14 protein-coding genes are annotated in these 16,777 nt (G+C 66.7%); 4 read left to right on the top strand and 10 right to left on the bottom strand.

The window, feature by feature from the left end; translation table 11 throughout:
* The first annotated feature begins 77 nt into the window (after positions 1–77).
* Together G406_RS0115085 and G406_RS0115080 are read left to right on the top strand one after the other, a co-directional pair.
* The gene (locus G406_RS0115085; protein WP_037076725.1) at positions 78–1,553 is read left to right on the top strand and encodes a ketol-acid reductoisomerase; all 1,476 of its coding nucleotides are present in this window, start codon (positions 78–80) and stop codon (positions 1,551–1,553) included.
* An 84-nt stretch (positions 1,554–1,637) separates the two neighbouring features.
* Positions 1,638–2,483 carry an aldo/keto reductase gene (locus G406_RS0115080; RefSeq protein WP_051342140.1) on the top strand — a complete coding sequence of 282 codons (846 nt, stop codon included), beginning with the start codon at positions 1,638–1,640 and terminating at the stop codon, positions 2,481–2,483.
* A 120-nt stretch (positions 2,484–2,603) separates the two neighbouring features.
* Here the strand turns inward: G406_RS0115080 and G406_RS0115075 are convergent, their stop codons facing one another.
* From G406_RS0115075 to G406_RS0115060, 4 genes are read right to left on the bottom strand one after another with little or no spacing between them, the layout of a single operon-like run.
* Positions 2,604–2,975 carry a nuclear transport factor 2 family protein gene (locus G406_RS0115075; RefSeq protein WP_211241158.1) on the bottom strand — a complete coding sequence of 124 codons (372 nt, stop codon included), beginning with the start codon at positions 2,973–2,975 and terminating at the stop codon, positions 2,604–2,606.
* 25 nt (positions 2,976–3,000) lie between these two features.
* Complete coding sequence (locus G406_RS47000) at positions 3,001–3,750, bottom strand: HD domain-containing protein (RefSeq protein ID WP_156934888.1); 750 nt, start codon at positions 3,748–3,750, stop codon at positions 3,001–3,003.
* Positions 3,747–4,496: an SDR family NAD(P)-dependent oxidoreductase gene (locus G406_RS0115065; protein ID WP_028934500.1), complete on the bottom strand. Its 750-nt coding sequence runs from the start codon at positions 4,494–4,496 to the stop codon at positions 3,747–3,749. The genes G406_RS47000 and G406_RS0115065 overlap by 4 nt, the downstream gene beginning before the upstream one ends.
* The gene (locus G406_RS0115060; RefSeq protein ID WP_028934499.1) at positions 4,496–5,476 is read right to left on the bottom strand and encodes a Gfo/Idh/MocA family protein; all 981 of its coding nucleotides are present in this window, start codon (positions 5,474–5,476) and stop codon (positions 4,496–4,498) included. Before G406_RS0115060 ends, G406_RS0115065 begins: the two co-directional genes overlap by 1 nt.
* A 166-nt stretch (positions 5,477–5,642) precedes the next feature.
* Between G406_RS0115060 and G406_RS46995 the strand changes: the two genes are divergently transcribed.
* On the top strand, positions 5,643–7,127 hold the full coding sequence (locus tag G406_RS46995) for an MFS transporter (protein WP_211241157.1): 1,485 nt from the start codon (positions 5,643–5,645) through the stop codon (positions 7,125–7,127).
* A 73-nt stretch (positions 7,128–7,200) separates the two neighbouring features.
* Positions 7,201–8,241, top strand: coding sequence for a serine hydrolase domain-containing protein (locus tag G406_RS46990; protein WP_245607119.1), 1,041 nt, complete (start codon positions 7,201–7,203; stop codon positions 8,239–8,241).
* Positions 8,242–8,264: 23 nt separating this feature from the next.
* On the opposite strand, the gene G406_RS54015 is transcribed toward G406_RS46990, so the two are convergent.
* The 6 genes from G406_RS54015 to G406_RS0115020 form a co-directional block, all read right to left on the bottom strand.
* Positions 8,265–9,455, bottom strand: coding sequence for a glycosyltransferase (locus G406_RS54015; protein ID WP_051342128.1), 1,191 nt, complete (start codon positions 9,453–9,455; stop codon positions 8,265–8,267).
* Positions 9,456–9,740: 285 nt separating this feature from the next.
* Positions 9,741–9,998 (bottom strand): hypothetical protein, encoded by a 258-nt coding sequence (locus G406_RS0115040; RefSeq protein WP_028934498.1) that lies wholly within the window; start codon positions 9,996–9,998, stop codon positions 9,741–9,743.
* 37 nt (positions 9,999–10,035) lie between these two features.
* Complete coding sequence (locus G406_RS0115035; protein WP_084216081.1) at positions 10,036–11,175, bottom strand: radical SAM protein; 1,140 nt, start codon at positions 11,173–11,175, stop codon at positions 10,036–10,038.
* A 148-nt stretch (positions 11,176–11,323) separates the two neighbouring features.
* Positions 11,324–12,586, bottom strand: a complete 1,263-nt coding sequence (locus G406_RS0115030) for a condensation domain-containing protein (protein WP_028934496.1) — start codon at positions 12,584–12,586, stop codon at positions 11,324–11,326.
* Positions 12,583–15,711: a non-ribosomal peptide synthetase gene (locus tag G406_RS0115025; protein ID WP_028934495.1), complete on the bottom strand. Its 3,129-nt coding sequence runs from the start codon at positions 15,709–15,711 to the stop codon at positions 12,583–12,585. Before G406_RS0115025 ends, G406_RS0115030 begins: the two co-directional genes overlap by 4 nt.
* Complete coding sequence (locus tag G406_RS0115020; RefSeq protein ID WP_169736695.1) at positions 15,708–16,568, bottom strand: alpha/beta fold hydrolase; 861 nt, start codon at positions 16,566–16,568, stop codon at positions 15,708–15,710. The genes G406_RS0115025 and G406_RS0115020 overlap by 4 nt, the downstream gene beginning before the upstream one ends.
* Between the last annotated feature and the right edge of the window lie 209 nt (positions 16,569–16,777).

Raw genomic sequence — 16,777 nt, 5'->3', positions numbered from 1 at the left:
CACCGGCGTCCCCCGTCCGCCGGTGTGGGCCTCGACGCCCGACCGGACCGTGTCGCTGTATCAGGGAGTGTTCGATCGTGCAGGAGCTGGACTTCGAATCGTCGGTGTTCACCAAGGAGCTGATCACCGTCGCGGACCACACGGAGGCGATCATCCGGGGCGGCCGGGACCTGTTCCCGAAGCTGTCGGAGGCGTTCGCCGGCGTGGACCAGATCGGTGTCGTGGGGTGGGGCCCGCAGGGCTCCGCGCAGGCGCAGAACCTGCGTGACTCCCTTGCGGGCACCGAGGTACGCGTTGTGGTGGGTCTGCGGGAGGGGTCCAGGTCGCGCACCGAGGCCATCGACGCCGGATTCAGCGAGGCTGACGGTACCCTCACCACCGTCGAGGACGCCGTGTCCGGATCGGACATGGTGCTGCTGCTCATCTCCGACGGCGCGCTCGCCGGCCGCTACCAGGAGATCTTCGCCCTCCTGCGGCCCGGCACCACGCTCGGGCTCTCACACGGCTTCCTGGTCGGCCATCTCGCCAATGTCGGCGGCTCGTTCCCGGCCGATGTCGACGTCATCGCCGTGTGCCCCAAGGGCATGGGCAAGTCGGTTCGCGCGCTGTACCTGCAGGGCGCCGACGTCAATGGTGCGGGCATCAATGCGAGCTTCGCGATCCACCAGGACGTCACCGGCAAGGCGACCAACCGCGCGCTCGGCTGGTCGGTGGCGCTCGGCGCGCCCTACACGTTCCAGACCACGCTGGAATCGGAGTACCGCTCCGACGTCGCGGGTGAGCGCGGCATCCTGCTCGGGGCCGTGCACGGCATCGTCGAGAGCCTGTTCCGCAGGTACATGGCCGAAGGCGCGGGCGAGCGTGAGGCCTTCACCCGTTCCGTCGAGTCGATCACGGGTCCGATCTCGCGGACGATCTCGCACGACGGCATCATCGGCGTGTACGACGCACTGGGCGTCGCGGGCCGCGAGGTGTTCGCGCGCGCCTACTCCGCCGCGTATCCGGTGGGCCGCGAGGTGTTCGCGGAGATCTATGACGAGGTCGCGTCCGGTAACGAGATCAACAGTGTGGTCGTCGCGGGCAGCCGGCTCGAGCAGTACCCGATGGGCGCCATCGACAGCACGGGCATGTGGTCGATCGGGCAGAAGGTGCGCGCTGACCGCAACGAGGATCAGGTCTCGATCGATCCGTTCACCGCGGGCGTCTACTGCGGTGTGATGATGGCCCAGATCGACCATCTCCTGGAGGCGGGCCACCCGTACTCCGAGGTGGCGAACGAGTCGGTGATCGAGAGCGTCGACTCGCTGAATCCGTACATGCACGCCCGCGGGGTCGCGTACATGGTCGACAACTGCTCGGTGACGGCCCGGCTCGGCGCACGCAAGTGGGCGCCGCGATTCGACTACCTGCTGTCTCAGCAGGCATACCCGGCGCTGGGCCCGGACCGCACCGTGGACATGGCTCCGTTCCACGCCTTCGACCAGCACATGATTCACGACGTCCTGCGTACCTGCGCCCAGATGCGACCGGAGGTCGACATCTTCGTCGAGTGACCGTCCGTAGTCGTTGGAGGATTCCGCGTGATCCCACCACCCGCCACCGCTGTGCCGACGCTCCGGCTCCGCCATGGCACGTCGATGCCCCAGCTCGGTCTCGGTGTCTGGCAGATGTCCGACACCGAGACCGAGGCCGCCGTCGGCGCCGCACTCGACGCCGGTTACCGGCTCGTCGACACGGCGGCCGCCTACCGGAACGAGGAGGCGGTGGGCCGCGCCCTGCGGACCAGTGGGGTCTCCCGCGACGAGGTGTTCGTGACCACGAAGCTGTGGCTCGACGATTACGGTGCCGATGCCGCCCGGCGGGCCTGTGCGGCGAGCCTCGCTCGCCTCGGGCTTGATCGCGTCGATCTGTTCCTGGTGCACTGGCCGGTCCCGGCGGAAGGCCGGGCGGCGCTCGAGGCGTACCGGGTGCTGGAGGAGCTGCACGCCGACGGGCGGGCATCGGCGGTCGGGGTCAGCAACTTCTCGATCGAGGATCTGGAACGACTCCGGGTCGACGGGCGCACGACTCCGTCGGTCAACCAGGTCGAGCTGCACCCCTATTTCCCGCAGCGGGAGCTGCGGGAGTACGCGTGGAAGCGAGGGATCGTCGTCCAGGCGTGGTCGCCGATCGGGGGCAGCAGCGGCTCAGGTGGGGGCGCGGGCATGGGCAGGGGGGCCACACTGCTCGCCGAGCCGGTGCTGGCTGGCATCGCTGAGCGGGTCGGCCGGTCGCCTGCCCAGGTGGTGTTGCGCTGGCACGTGCAGCGGGGAGTATCGGTCGTCCCGAAGTCGGTCCGGCCGGAGCGCATCGCGGAGAACCTGCGGATCTTCGACTTCACGCTGAGCGACACCGATCTGGCTTTGGTGGACGGCTTGGATTCAGGTCGCCGAGGAGGGCCGGATCCTGCCGCCGTCAATTTCTCGACGTTCAGGCGCGGATGATCCAGAACCCCCGGTTTGCATGATCACCACCCAGAAACAGCTACCAGCCCGTGGTGATCATGGGTTGAGGAGTTGTCGGGCGCAGCCCCCGCGCCGCAACCTGCTCACGAAGAGCCGGGGCTAGAGCGCGGGCGCCGCGCCGAAGAAGCCGATGACTTTCCCGAGCCGCCAATCGGAGGCGGTCTCGGCGAAGTCGATCGAGGTATCGCCATACGTCCCGTCGGCCCGGACCAGCCGCCACAGGAAACGCGCGACAGTGTGGTGGATGTCGATACTGCTCATGAACTCGAGTCGCGCACCTGGACGTTCAGTCTGAATCTTCGAGATGTGGCGGTCCAGCGCATCGCGTCCGATCAGTTCGACGTGCGGATCGATGTAGACACCGCCATCAGCCCAGCATTGCTCCAGCAGCACCCGCCGGGCCGCGACATCGGTCTCGTTCCATGCCGCCAAGTACTGCGACACCATTGTGGCGATGCTGGCCGTATCCACGAGTCACCCTCCGGTCGCGCGAAGGCTACCGCGTCCGGGGTCGGCGCGGTGCCGGCCGGTTCTCGGCGTCGCCCCACTCGAGATGAAAGCGCTGGAGAAATAGTTCCAGGAACTCGTGGCGCTCCGTGGCGAGCTGTCGTGCGGTCGGAGTGTGCAGCTCGTCGCGGAGGTGCAGCAACTTCTCGTAGAAGTGAGCGACGACCGAACTCGTCCGGCCTGAGCGATAGCTGCTCTGCAGCGAGCTGGTCTCGTCCCACATCGGTTCCCCCAGTGTGCCGCCGTACAGAAAGGCTCGTGCGATCCCGATGGCGCCCATGGCGTCGAGCATGTCCGCGTCGTGGAGGCACGCCGCGACCAGATGGGCCGGCGTGGCGTACCGGTCGGAGAAGGAGAATCGGCCGGTGGCGTCCACCGCGCTCACGATGGTCGGGCGCTGGGCCGGGTCTACCCGGGCTCGCTCGAGGGCCTCATCGATCAGGTCGGTGGTGTCCGAGGTGGTGATGCCCGCGCGCCGTCGCTGCTCGACGAGGCGGTGGTAGTCGTGCACATACGCCGTGATTCCCGCGATGGCGGGGTCGGCGCGCTCGCCATGAGCGATCACAGCGGCCAGCCGTGCGACTCGGTCGAGGTGACTGATGTCGTGGGCGCTCTCAACGCCCGCGAAATCGGCGCGGACGGCTTCGCGAGCGGTGGCGATCCGTTCGCGGGTGGTGTCGTCGAGCACCAGGTACGCCTGAGCCTCGGTCGGTCCTCGGAGATCCCTCGTCTCGGTCACCACGGCACCTCTTCTCCGGTTCGGCTGAGGAACCGGCCGTTGTGCCGCACGTCGAGGGAGTCCAGGAGCGCGATCAGGTCGCGGCCGGCCTCGTCGGCGCCGACAGGTGCGTCCTCGCCGCCCATGTCAGTGCGGACCCATCCTGGATCGACTGTCACGACGCACCCGGCACGCCCCGCGAACGCGAACGACATCTTGCGGGTGAGCATCGTCAGGGCCGCCTTGGTCACGGCATAGCCGATCGACTTCTCGTCGTCGACGAGCGCGAGCGAACCTCGACTCGTGCCCAGGTTCATGATCGTCGGAGAGCCGGCACCGTCGAACAGGGGCAGTATCGCCTGCACGACTCTGAGTGTGCCGGTGACGTTGATCCGGAACATTCGCTCCACCGCATCGGGGACGAGCAGTGGAAGGGGGCCTTTACTTGCGCTGCGTTCATGGCTCGGGCTGATGTTGATCCCCGCGCAATGCACCAGGGCAGCCACGCTGTCGAGCGATCGTGCGATCTCATCGCCGGCGGCCGTGATCGAGTCAGGTTCGTCGAGATCGAGCCGCACCGGGATCGCACGCGAGCCGTACCGTTCGGCGAGCGAGCGCACCGAGGGCGATTCCGGGCGGCGAACACCGAGCACGACGTTGTCACCGCGGTCGAGCAGGTGGGTGGCGACGGCGTGGCCGATGCCCCGTCCAGCACCGGTGACCACAACCCCGTGCGAGCCGCTCCCGCGGCGGGTGATGATCGTCATTACGCCACCGCCCGGTCGTAGATGCGGTCGATCAGACGCACCGCGGCGAGTTGTTCGGTCAGGTGGCGACTTCGAGCCTCCGGCTCATCGAGGTGGTCGAAATAATATTTGTACATCTGGTCGACCATGATGTTTTTCGGGTGTCCGATTTTGGCATAGCCGAGTTGCTCGCCACCGAGAGAGTACAGGGCTGCCTCGTGCGGAGTGACCGTGAGGATTCCGCCAGACCCGTGGACGACAAGTCTTTCAGACTTCTCGTGGCTGTGCCGAGATACGGTCATCTCTCCGGCGAAGTTCTCCACATCGAACCTGAACCTGATGTTAGCCATATCTTCCAGTCGACCTTGCCGCATATGTTCGTAACAGTACAGGAACGTGGAATCGACCTCCGAAGGCTCAGGGAAGAGCCGGCTGATGACGTCGACCAGGTGGTATCCCATATCTAGTACGACACCCCCGCTGGCGAGGGCAGTGTTCGCACGCCAGCCGCTGGTCGGCGAGCCGAGATTCATGTGGTAGTCGTAGGAGAACCAGTAGGGTCGACCAATTCGGTAGATGTTCTTCTCGGCGAATTCAAATGCTGGACTGAACTGTCGCTGCACGAGCGTGAATATACTGAGCTGTTGCTCGACCGCGAGTTCCACGAGTTTTTGCGCAGAATTCTCGTTGACTGCGAATGGTTTCTCCTTGATCACGTGTTTGCTTGACCGGAGAAGTTCCTCGCATACTTCAAAGTGTACCTGGTGTGGAACGGTGACGATCGCCACATCGAAATCCACGGCGGCGACCGCGGCCTCGACCCGGTCGAAGAAGGGAAATCCCATCTCGGCCGCGACCTGTTGAGCGGCAGGGTTGGTGTCGACCCCGCCGACGACAGTCGAGTACTTCGCGACGGTTGCAATGTTTTCGCGACCTTGTTGCCCGGCGAAACCAATGAGAATGGCCCGTGGATCACCTGACGGGACGAAGAGCATGTCCATGACCTTACCTCGATGGAGTGGGCGACCGCGGAACTTCCGCGGTCGAACATCGGGGCAGCGCGATAGCAGGACTCTCCGTATGTTTTTTTACGCACTTGCTGTAATGCTGCGGTCATGCTGTTATGAACAGCTGAGTGGCGGATAAGAGAAAGGGAGCCAGTAGAAAGTGGTTGCCGGTGAGCCCCTCCAGGTCTCGCTCAACCCACGTCGCTGGCGATTGCTCACGTTCGTATCCTTGGCTCAGTTCATGGTGTTACTGGACACCACCGCGGTGAATCTCGCGCTACCCTCGATTCAGCTCGGTCTCGGTGCCGGGGCCGGCGCGGTGGAATGGGTACTCACCGGCTATGTGCTGTGCTTCGGTGGCTTGATGCTTCTCGGTGGGCGTACCGCGGACCGCTGGGGACGCCGACGCACCTTCCTGCTCGGTGCCGGGATGTTCATCGTGAGTTCGGCGGTCTGCGGCGTGGCTCCCGGAGTCGGCTGGTTGATCGCGGCCCGTGCTGTCCAGGGTGTGGCGGCGGCATTTCTCTCCCCCGCGGCCATGTCCCTGGTCACCTCCACTTTTCCGGATGGTCGGGAACGCGCTACCGCGCTGGGAGTCTGGGCGGCGCTGGCCGGGCTGGGTGCCACGGCAGGCGTGCTCGTCGGCGGCTTCATCACCGAGAGCCTGAGCTGGCGCTGGATCTTCTTCATCAACCTGCCGCTGGGGATCGTGGCTTGCGTCGGTGCGCTGATGTTCGCTCCCGGCCGCACCGCGGTCGCGGCCATACCGGGGAAGCCCGACCTCGCCGGAGCCCTCACCTGCACTCTGGGGCTGGGGTTACTCGTCTATGCCATCGTCGACATCCACGTCGACGGCGCCGGCTCGCGCTTCGTGCTCGTCCCCGGTGCGCTGGCCGTTGCGGTACTGGCGCTGTTCGTCGGCATCGAACGCCGGGTCAAGGATCCGCTGATCCCCACGCATCTGTTCACCACCAGATCGCTCGCCGCGGCGGCAATCGGTCGGGTGCTCACCAGCGCGGTTCAGGCAGCCCTGCTGTTTCTCATCAGCTTCTATCTGCAGCGAGCCCAGGGCTACAGCGCCGACGAGGCCGGGTTCGCTCTCCTTCCGTTCGCGGTCATGGCCGTCGTCGCCACCACGGTGGTGATCAAGATCGTGCACCGGGTCGGACCTCGTCCGGCGTATATCGCGGGCGCAACCGGCACTGTCCTCGGCATGATCTGGTTGGCCCAGATCCCGCCGCACGGCTCCGCCCTCCGATTCATGGTGCCCGCCCTGGTCCTGCTCGGTCTTGCGATGCAGGGTTGCGGTATTTCGGTCAATGTGCTTGGACTGTCCGAGATGCCGTCGCACCAACAGGGTATTGCGGCCGGAGCACTCACCGCCGCGTTTCAGATCGGTGCCTCACTCGGAATCGTGGTGGTGGCGGCGACGAGCGCGATCAGCGACACGACCCGGGCGGTGGAAATCGGCACCGACCCGGCTATCGCGTGGAATAATGATTTCACGCTGGGCTGTCTGATCACCGCCGGCATCGCTTTCCTCAATCTGCTGAATGCATTGATCGGTGTGCGTTCCGCGGTGAGCGACTGTTCCGCATCATCCGGCACACCGACTGGGTCCCGGCCAGGACCGACGTTGCGGTAGCTTCGGGGCGATCGGCCGTAGGGACATCGACAAAGGGACACCGGCAGGGGCGACTATGGTGGCGAATTCGACCATGAGCGGTTCGGGCGCGGTTCTGGACGAATTCCGATTGGCCGAGGCCATCGCGGCCAGGACAGGCCGGTGGACCCGAGCAGCGGCCGACATGCGCACCTATCTCGCGGCGCAGGTCACCGACACCGACCACACCGAGGTGGTCGGTCCGCTGCTCGATGCGGGCGGCGGTAGCGGGGTCGTCCGGTTCGCCGGTCGTGAGGTCGCCACGTGGGGCGATCCGTCGGTGCCTGAGATGGCGTTCAGCGCGACGAAGAGCGTGGCCTCGGTGGCGGCCGGAATCGCATACGACGCTGGACTTCTGATCCCCGAACAGCGGGTGTGCGAGGTCCTTGACCTGCCTGAGTTCGCCGGGCGGGACATCACCTGGGAACACCTGCTGCAGCAGACCAGCCAGTGGGTCGGAACACTGTGGGGCAAGCCCACCTCGGCCGACGCCCAGAGCTATCGCGAGGGAACCGAGGTGCATGGCACACCGCCGGGAGAAGGCTGGGCGTACAACGACGTCCGGATGAACCTGCTCACCTACGCGCTCACCGTTCTACTCGGGCGATCACTCGAGGATGTGTTGCGCGAGGAGGTGATGACCGGGCTGGGCGCGTCGTCGTCATGGTCCTGGCACGGGTACCGCGACTCGTTCGTCACCGTCAACGGTGATTCCGTTCCGGTCGTTAGTGGTGGCGCGCACTGGGGTGGCGGCTTGTTCATCAGTGCGGCGGACCTGGCCCTCGTCGGTCAGCTCTACCTGGACGGCGGGAGCGCGGGTGACAACCAGCTCATCAGTGGCGAGTGGATCCGCCGTTCGTGGGCGCCGTGCGTGGTCAAGCCCGAGTACGGCTACCTATGGTGGCTCAATGACGAGGCCAAGCCCTGGCCGGCTGCTCCATCGACCGGTCGAGGTGCCCGCGGCAACCTAGGGCGCCATCTGCTCTGGATCGATCCCGCGCGCGACCTCGTGCTCTGCTCCCGATGGACGGAGGACGTCCACCGGCTGCTCACCACGGTGTCGGCGGCCATCACCCCGGGGCCACAGTCAGCGTGACCGGGAGGGCGAACGGGCCGACCTCACCGTCCGAACGCGGGATTCAGCACCGGCCGGTGCGTGCGCGCGAGCTGTTCGACCAGCGGTGCGGCGCAGCCGAACGGCGGCAGCTCGCGCACCGACCGCGCCACCAGCCGGGCGGCGTCCCGATAACGGAACTCCGTCAACACCGAGGTCACGGCGTCCGCGATCGCGGCCTTGGTCGCGTTCTGTTCCGGTAGTACGACCCCCACGCCCAGTCGCTCGATGCGCGTCGCGACCGAGGCGCTGTCTCCAGCCGCAAGCGGGAGGAGCACCATCGGTACGCCATGGCACAGCGGGCCCATCAAGGTGCCGTAGCCCCAATGACAGATCACCATGTCCACGTGCGGCAGAACCAGCGGTTGCGGGACGAACGACTCGACTCGCACGTGCGCGGGTAACGCGTCGAACCGGTCCGTGTCCGTGCCCGGCCCCAGCGTGGCCAGCACCTGCAGGCGCGGTTCGTCGGCCAGCACGTCGAGGAGGGCGTCGAACACACCGGGTGTGTCGTTGTGCACGGTGCCGAGCGTGACGTAGACGAACGGGCGAGCGGGATCCAACTCCCGTAGCCAAGGCGGCTGCTCCCGGGGAACCGGCATGTCCAGCGGTGGCTGGAACAGGTGTGTCGTCGGCCCGAACGAATGCTGGGTGAACCAGCGTGGCGGTGCGCCCAGCAGATGCAACCAGTGGTTGAGCGACCGCAGGTGTGGGTCCGGAGACAGCCCGGCGTCGCGGCGGGCGTCGGCGAACAGGTCCCCGTTGGTCGCCGCAAGCAACCGGACCGGGGTACCCGCGTGGTCGAAGACCGCCACCGGCACGTCGAGTTCCTCGCCTGCCAGCCAGGCGGCGAACGCGGTGGCGTCCCGCACCAGAACGTCCGGCCGCCAGTCTCGGATCGCCGCGCGCAACGCGGGCAACTGCGCCACCGAGTCCGCCAGGAATCGACCGAGCACCAGCCGGCCTCGCCGGTAGGGCGGGCACGCCCGCTGGGCTGCCTTGGTCTCCGGGCTCGGCGTGGACACACCGGGAGCCGAGAGGGCGATCACCGCCAGCCCGAGTCGTGACGCCGGGCCGACGGAGTGCTCGGGCACGGCCAGCACGACGTCCACTCCCGAGCTGCGCAGCTGGTAGGCAAGAGGCAGAAGCGGGTACAGGTGCCCGAGACCTCCCGCCGAGACGATCATGACCCGCATGTCGACCTCACCGCACTAGTGGTCGTGACAACTAGATGATCGATTCCCATTGGATGATCGATTCCCATTGGCTCGGCTGTCCACCCACCGGCGAGTCGCTAGATTCCGCGGCGCGAGTCGGGAGATTGTGCAGCGCGAGTCGCGGGATTCTGCTGTGCGAGTCGGGGGTTTCGCTCGGCGAGCCAGGGATCGGCGGCCGGCAGAATCTAGCGACTCGCGCCGCACAATCCAGCGACTCGCGGTTCTGACCAGCTCTGACCAGCACCGACTTAAGGAATCGATCATCTAGGTGCGGGCCCCCGGCGCGATATGCGCCTCGTAGATGCGGTCCATCGTGTAGAAGGTGGGCAGGAGATCTCCGCATAGTTCCAGCGGCCTACCTACCAGGACCTCCAGGCGTTCGATGGTCTCGAGCATCCCTATGGAATCGAGATAGCCCCTCTCCCACAGATGGGTGTCGGGCTCGAGACCGCTGAGGTCCAGGTCCGACCTCAGCTCCGTCAGCAGCGCGGTGAACAGGGTGTAGAACTCTTCTCGCGTCACGCTTTCAGGACCTTTCTGCCGTGGCGAGCGGACCGGATCAGATGAAGGCATCCTGCGGTCGGGCGGACGAGAGGCTGACCGGCAGCGTCCGCCCGGTCGTGGCGAGGTCGATCAGGAAGTCGTTCTGCGCGTCGTAAGCGCATCGGCGGGTGCAGGGTCGGCCAACGAGCTCGACGCGCCGCTGACCGCGCAGGATCGTGCGCAACGACTGGGTGAGCACATCGCCGAACCGGCGCTCGGATTCGCCTCGGTAGGGGGTGCATGAGTAGCAGCCGTGGCTGGAGACGACCATGCGCAGTGCGGAGGTCAGGCACGGGCGGGGGTCTCGTTCGAGCCGGGGTTCCTCCTGGCCGTCCAGGAGGCCCGATATCTGATTGTTCAGAACCACCCGGGGCCCCCAGTTCTGCTGGGCCACTGTGATGGACTTTTCGATGATCTCCGCATGGTCGGCGAGGAACTCGGTGTCGACGGTGTAGTTGGGCAGGTACTTGGGCTTGTACTCGATGAAGTGCGCACCCGCGCTGAGCAGGATGTCCGCCGCCTGCCTGATCTCGTGCACGTTCAGCGGGTCGAGAATGAACGAGACGCCGACGTCGGGAACGGTGTCGGTGAGCGCACGCAGAGTCTTCTGCAGCGTGGCGAAGTCGTCGCGTTGATGGGTGTAGGCATGCATCTTGCGGTGTGTCTGCGCGGTGCCCGCGTCGGCCGAGACCCGGATCCAGGCCATCGAACCGACCGCCTTCACCAGCCTGGGAGGCAGAATGGAACCGTTCGTGTACATCCCGAGCTGGATCGGGCTCCGGGCGAACCGGTCGAGCACTCGGGCGATCCCGGGGTGCATGAGTGGCTCACCTCGGTCGCCCGCGAGCACCACCGCCAGCACACCGAGCTCCTCCATCTCGTCGATCAGTTCGAGGATGCGCTCGGTAGAGATGACCGCCCGACTGAGCGGCCGATGAAATCCGTCACAGAAGGTGCAGTTGTGATTGCAGATGTCGGTGTTCACATCAAGGTAGACGACCGAGAGTGCGGACTCCAAGTCGCCGCGCAGCGCGGCCTCCACCTTGTGCGGGTATTTCCCCAGCTTCTCTTCGAAATTGAATCTGATGGATTGGGAGAGTGGTGACGGTGTCCTCGGGCCGGGATATTTCTCGGCGATATCGGCCGATTTGCTCATGATTGATCGTAGAGACCGATCCGCTGTGTGCACAACAACGATCAAGATTGACAGGGTGTGTTCGATACGAATCCGGTGACTATTACGCTCAGACCCGGAGGAATGTATGGTCGCCGAACTCAATGACACCGGTGTCGGGTGTGGGTATTCACCCCAGTGGTGAGTAAGCCAGGCGATCGAGAACCTCGTCGACCTGGTCGACCAGCCGCGCCGCCATCGCCGCCGAATAGTGCGCGGGCGGGTGGCGCAGGGTCAAACTGATACCGGTGCCCACCTCGCTGAACCAGAACTCCAGCCCCGCGCTGCCCGGATCGACGGCATCGGGTACCACCCGTTCGACGTCCAGCCCCGGTAGCCGCAGGTCCGCGCCCCACTCCCGGCCCAGAACCACGTAGGTCAGCGCGCACTCCGGCGTCTGGGTGCCGTGCTCCTCGGCCAGCCACGAGCGGACGACACGGAACGGGGTGGCGGCGTGACTCAGCACGGTCAACAACGTGTCGCGGACCCGGCGCAGGAGAATGCCCAGCTCCGCGCCGTCGTCGTCGATCCGCACCAGCACCCGGTGGGTGAGGCAGCCGACCGTCGTCTCAGCGTCAGCGTCATCCCGGTTGGCGACGTTGACCGCGTAGGTGAGGTCGTGAACGTCCTGTTCGGCGGAGCGGACCAGATGGACGGCGGCCAACAGCACGACGTAGAGCGAGACCTCATGTGCCGCCGCCAGCCGCCGCAACGCTCGCACGGTCGCGGCCCTCAGATACCGGGCAGGGGCGATGATCGAGCTCCGTGGGCTCGGCAGTGCGGGTGGCAGGCGAGCACCTGGTGGCGGGCCGGGGAACTGCCGTGTCCAGAAGTCCTGGTTCGCCCGCTTCACCTCGATGAGGTGTCGGGTGCGCCGCCGGGCCCAGGCGGCGAAGGCCGGCGCCCGACCCGGCGGTGTTCGCGCGTAGAGAGCCGCGAGGTCGTTCATGATCAGGTCCATGCTGTGGCCGTCGACGACGTTGTACGTACCGGCGACGCACAACAGATGCTCGGTCGGCCCGAGTCTGGCCAGCCCGAATCGGCTGGTCGGCCCCAGGAGCAGGGGGAACGGGGCATGCACGGCATCGCGGAACCACGTCAGCGCCTCGCCTGCGCGGGGGAGGTCCCGTACCTGCAGCTCCGGGCCCTCGCCGGGTGGCAGGAAGCACTGCCAGGCCCGCTCATCGCGGAAGGTGAAGTAGCTGCGCAACGAGTCGCGACGCTGGACCAACCGCCGTACCGCCACGTGCAGCCTGACGACGTCCAGCGGTCCCCGCACCCGAAACGTCGTGAACAGGTGCATATCCGGCTCGCCCGATTCCCGAAGGAACCGCAATCGGATCGACTGGGTCACATAGGCAGGCTGCTCGTTCACCTGCCCGGCGATGATCACAGCTGTACCGCCTTCTCGGACAGTCGTGTGCTGGAACCGCGAATCGCCCGCGCGAGTCTGGCGGGGGTCGGGTGGTGGAACACGTCGGCCAACTCGATCGGTACCTTCTGGGCGGTCAGTCTGGCCACCAAGCGCATCGCGGACAGTGAATTCCCGCCGATCTCGAAGAAGTTGTCCTCGAGGCGCAGATCGGCGACGTCGACCAGCGTGCTGATCTCCGAGACGAGTAACAGCTCGAGGTCGTCGCGGGGGTCGTCGGCCGCCGTACGGGGCGTCCGAGTGAGGTGGGATGCCACCGATCGGTAGTGCTCGTCCAGCCGGCCGCCGTCGAGTTTGCCGTTGGCGGTGACGGGCATGGCGTCGATGGCGACGAAGTCCGCCGGGACCATGTAGTGCGGCAGGTGTTCGGCGACCCAGGCGGTCAGCTCGTGGCGGTCGAGCGGCAGCTCCGGCTCGGTGGTGACGAGGTGGGCGACCAGCCGTCGGCCCGCAGGGTCGTCCTGGGAACCCCACTGCCGCACGACGGCGCTGCGCACATCCGGGTGTGCGCGGATGACAGCCTCGACCTCCGAGGGCTCGATCCGATAGCCGCGCAACTTGATCTGGCGGTCGATGCGACCGAGGTACTCGTATTCTCCGGACGTCAGCTCCCGAGCGAGGTCGCCGCTACGGTAGAGGCGCCGGACTCGCCCATCCACGGCGATGTCGATGAACCGCTCGCGGGTCAGTTCCGGCTGATTCAGATACCTCAGGGCCACGCCGACCCCTCCGATGAGCAGTTCGCCCACCACTCCGGGTGGCACGAAGGCGTCGTTCCGGTCGGCGATCGCCAGCTCGCAGTTGGCCAATGGGCGGCCCAGGGTGACCGGCTCCTCGGGTCGAGGTATCGACGCTGAGACGTAGACGGTTGCCTCGGTCGGGCCGTAGAGGTTGACCAGTGGGGCGTGCCCGGCCAGGTAGGTCGCCAGCCGGTCGTTGAGCGGCTCTCCGGCACTGAGCAGGCGGATACCCGGTGCCGGGGGCCGCCAGTCCTGTTCCAAGAGAAGCGTCCACGTGCTCGGTGTCGCCTGGGCGATGGTGACCCCGCGTTCGGCGATGAACTGGGCGAACACCGACGCGTCGCGCGCCGCGACCGGGGTGAGGGCGACCCGCGCTCCGGTCAGCAGCGGCATGAGGAGTTCCACGGTCGAGATGTCGAAGGACAGTGACGTGCGCGCCGAGACGACGTCGGCGTGACCACACCCGACCAGAGTGGCCACTTCGGTGAGCACGTTGCCGAGACCGCCGTGGCTCACGCACACCCCTTTGGGGCGTCCCGTGGAACCCGACGTGTACAGGACATAGGCCAGGTCGTCGGCGGCTATGACCGGGTCGGTCCACCCGAGGGCCGGTTCCGGGAGCGCGGCAGGCTCGGTGGCGGTGATGCCGAGACCATCCAGCGCGATGGTCGAAGCGGGATCGGCGAGGATGAGGTTCACGTCCGCATCGGAGATCATCTGCCGTAGCCGCGAAGCCGGTAGGTCTGGATCCAGCGGAAGATACGCCGCGCCGCGGCGCAGCACGCCGAAGAGGGCGGCGAGCAGCTCAGGTGACCTGGCGAAGGAAAGCCCGACCACGTCCCGGCGGGTCACACCCGCGGCCTGCAGCGACGCGGCGATGCGCGCGCTGCGGTCCGCCAGCTCCCGGTAGGTGGTGATGGCCCGGTCGCTGTCCACGACGGCCGGAGCGTGTGGCCGCTCGGCGACGCGCCGCAGAAACAGCTCGGTGATCGGACGGCACTGCTCGGGCCGGTCCGGTCCCGCAACGAGGTGTCCCAGCGACAGCTCGCCGGGAGCCGCTGACGTGTCGGAGACCGCCGCCCGTAACGTCGTCAGGTATGCCCGGCCCAGCCCCGCTGTCTCGGCGCTGTCGAAGTACCTGTCGTCGGCGCGCAGCGTGAGACCGCTGTGCGAGGCGGTGACTGTCAGCGGCAGCTCGGTACGACCCGCTTCGTGGTGATCGGCGTGATCAATGCTGTCCGGGTCACGGTAGGTGAACCAGGCATCCAACGGGAGCTGTGTGGGTGCGGCGTCGCGGATCACGGTGAGCGGCACCCACCGGTGTGGTTCCGAGGCGAGGTGCGCCGCGTGCGTGATCCGGATCAGCTCCGCCCAGGTGTCGGGGAGTCGTTCGACGACAAGGGGAGTGGTGTTGAGGAACAGCCCGACGGCGTCGTCCGGGGCCAGGCCGTCCGGTCGGACATCGCGGCCGACGCCTACGGCGATCGCTCCCTCGCGGACCCACATCGACATGACGCGCACGTGCACGGCCAGTAGTACCGCCTCCACCGAGGTGCCGAGCCGGTGCGCCGACTCGATCACCTCACGGACCAGCGCAGGTTCCAGCGTGACGTGGTGGATGTGCTGTTCCCCTGACCCGGGAAGCAGCCGAGGCGGCAATCGCAGTCCCTCGGTCCCGGCCAACTGGCCGCGCCAGAACCGCACGGATCTGGGGTCGGTCGCCGCCGTGCGTTCCCGGGCAACGAGTTCCGGCATCCAGTCAGTGGCGCCGTGCACCCGCTTGCCGTCGAGTGCGTTGGCCAGATCACCCAGGATCCGGCGCGCGCTCGGTGCGTCCAGGATCGCGTGGGAGTAGGTGAGAGCGACGTAGCCCGCTGACTCCGACAGTCGATGGAAGCCGAAGCCCGCCTGAGACGGCCGCCGGTGGTCGATCGATTCTCTGACCTCCGCCTCGACCTGACCCGAAATCGCGCCGAGGGGCTCCCGCAGGTGTCGCCGGTCGGTGAACGCGACGGGCGGCGAGGCCGACCGGTGCACCAGCTGCAGCGGTTCGGTGAACCCGGTGGGGTGTAGCGAGGTCCGCAGGGCGGCATACGCGGTGACGACCTCCCGCACGGCGCTGTGCGTGGTTTCCTCGGTGAACTCGACCTCGGTGTCCACCGGCATCGCTATGCAGTTGTGGTACGGGATCGGGCCATCGGCCCGCGCGATCTCCCAACAGATCCCCTGCTGCAGAGCGGTCATCGGGTAGGCGTCCGCCAAGCCAGGCGGAAGCTCGGCACGGTCGGCCGGGTCGAGCAGCGCGAACGGTGCGACGGTCGGACCGCGACCGGCGGGTCCGGTCATGGCCGGCTGTGCGCGCCGCTGAGCGAGACCACCTTCTGTAACGAGGGAACGAGCACCTCGGCGAACGACTCGGGGTTCTCGAAGTAGCCGGCGTGGTAGCCGGGGAAAACCACCAGCTCGGCGTCCAATTCCTTCGCATAGCAGCCCGGAGTGCGGGCGAAGGCGAACGAGCTGCCGATGTTCTCCCTGCTCACACCGACCACAAACGCGGAACCGCTGTTCCGTATCGACCGCAGGTCCGGCACGTACTCCACCATCGGCCGAACCTCGTGGGCGAAGATGAAAGCGGCCCGTTCAACCGGCTGTGCTCGTGACGCCACGTTGTACGGAATCCTGTGGAGTTCGTGGAACTGCGCGCGCGCCGCGAGTGGCCCGATCTCGCGAGCCTTCCGCACCCAGCCGGAGTAGTACTCGTACACCTCGGGCGCGTCCGGCAACACCGACGCCGTCAGGGGCTCGTGCGCGATCATGCCCTGCACCCGGTCGGGGAAGCGGGTGAGCAGATCGAAGGCGATGGAGGTTCCGCCACAGGTCGCGAACACCGTCACCGCGGCGAGGCCCGCGTGGTCGAGGACGGCGACGATGTCGTCTGCCTGCTGCTCGATGTACCGCGTCAGGCTGACTTCGCCGGTGCTGCGCAACGTGCCTCGGCGGTCGTAGTTCACGACGGTGAAGTAGTCGGACAGCAACGGAGCCAAATTGGCGAACGACATCGACGTGCTGCCACCGCCACCGACCAGCAGCACTGGCGCACCGGATCCGGAGATTTCATAACATACGCGGGCACCCTCGCCGCTCATGGCGAAATGTTCCTCGGGAAGGTGCTCATCGTTCGCTACGGCGTGCCCCTGGCTCATACAGCGCGATAATACGTGACGGTCCGGTACCCGAGAATGTTCAAGCGAGCCGCGAAACACGCGATGAGCGCGTGTACAACCAGGTCTAATGACATGGTTGAACATAGCCGGAGCCGTGCCAAGGAGATCAGGGGGCTCGAGCAGCCAATAGTCCTGTCAAGCTTCTGAGTCAAGGTGTGTGGTATTCAGAAATATCAGGTTCGCTCAGC

Origin of the sequence: Actinospineispora spinosispora DSM 44797, from assembly GCF_000429025.1 — a bacterium.
Taxonomy (GTDB): Bacteria; Actinomycetota; Actinomycetes; order Mycobacteriales; family Pseudonocardiaceae; genus Pseudonocardia; species Pseudonocardia spinosispora.
Note: the sequence above shows the minus strand (reverse complement) of the source record. Positions and strands in the feature narration are given on the sequence as shown.

What these genes read in the sequence shown, in the direction of transcription:
- G406_RS0115080 (WP_051342140.1), top strand. Translation starts at nt 1,638, where the DNA reads ATGCCCCAGCTCGGTCTCGGTGTCTGGCAGATGTCCGACACCGAGACC.
- G406_RS0115025 (WP_028934495.1), bottom strand. Translation starts at nt 15,711, where the DNA reads ATGACCGGACCCGCCGGTCGCGGTCCGACCGTCGCACCGTTCGCGCTG.
- G406_RS0115020 (WP_169736695.1), bottom strand. Translation starts at nt 16,568, where the DNA reads ATGAGCCAGGGGCACGCCGTAGCGAACGATGAGCACCTTCCCGAGGAA.
- G406_RS46990 (WP_245607119.1), top strand. Translation starts at nt 7,201, where the DNA reads ATGAGCGGTTCGGGCGCGGTTCTGGACGAATTCCGATTGGCCGAGGCC.
- G406_RS0115035 (WP_084216081.1), bottom strand. Translation starts at nt 11,175, where the DNA reads ATGAGCAAATCGGCCGATATCGCCGAGAAATATCCCGGCCCGAGGACA.
- G406_RS54015 (WP_051342128.1), bottom strand. Translation starts at nt 9,455, where the DNA reads ATGCGGGTCATGATCGTCTCGGCGGGAGGTCTCGGGCACCTGTACCCG.
- G406_RS0115060 (WP_028934499.1), bottom strand. Translation starts at nt 5,476, where the DNA reads ATGGACATGCTCTTCGTCCCGTCAGGTGATCCACGGGCCATTCTCATT.
- G406_RS0115065 (WP_028934500.1), bottom strand. Translation starts at nt 4,496, where the DNA reads ATGACGATCATCACCCGCCGCGGGAGCGGCTCGCACGGGGTTGTGGTC.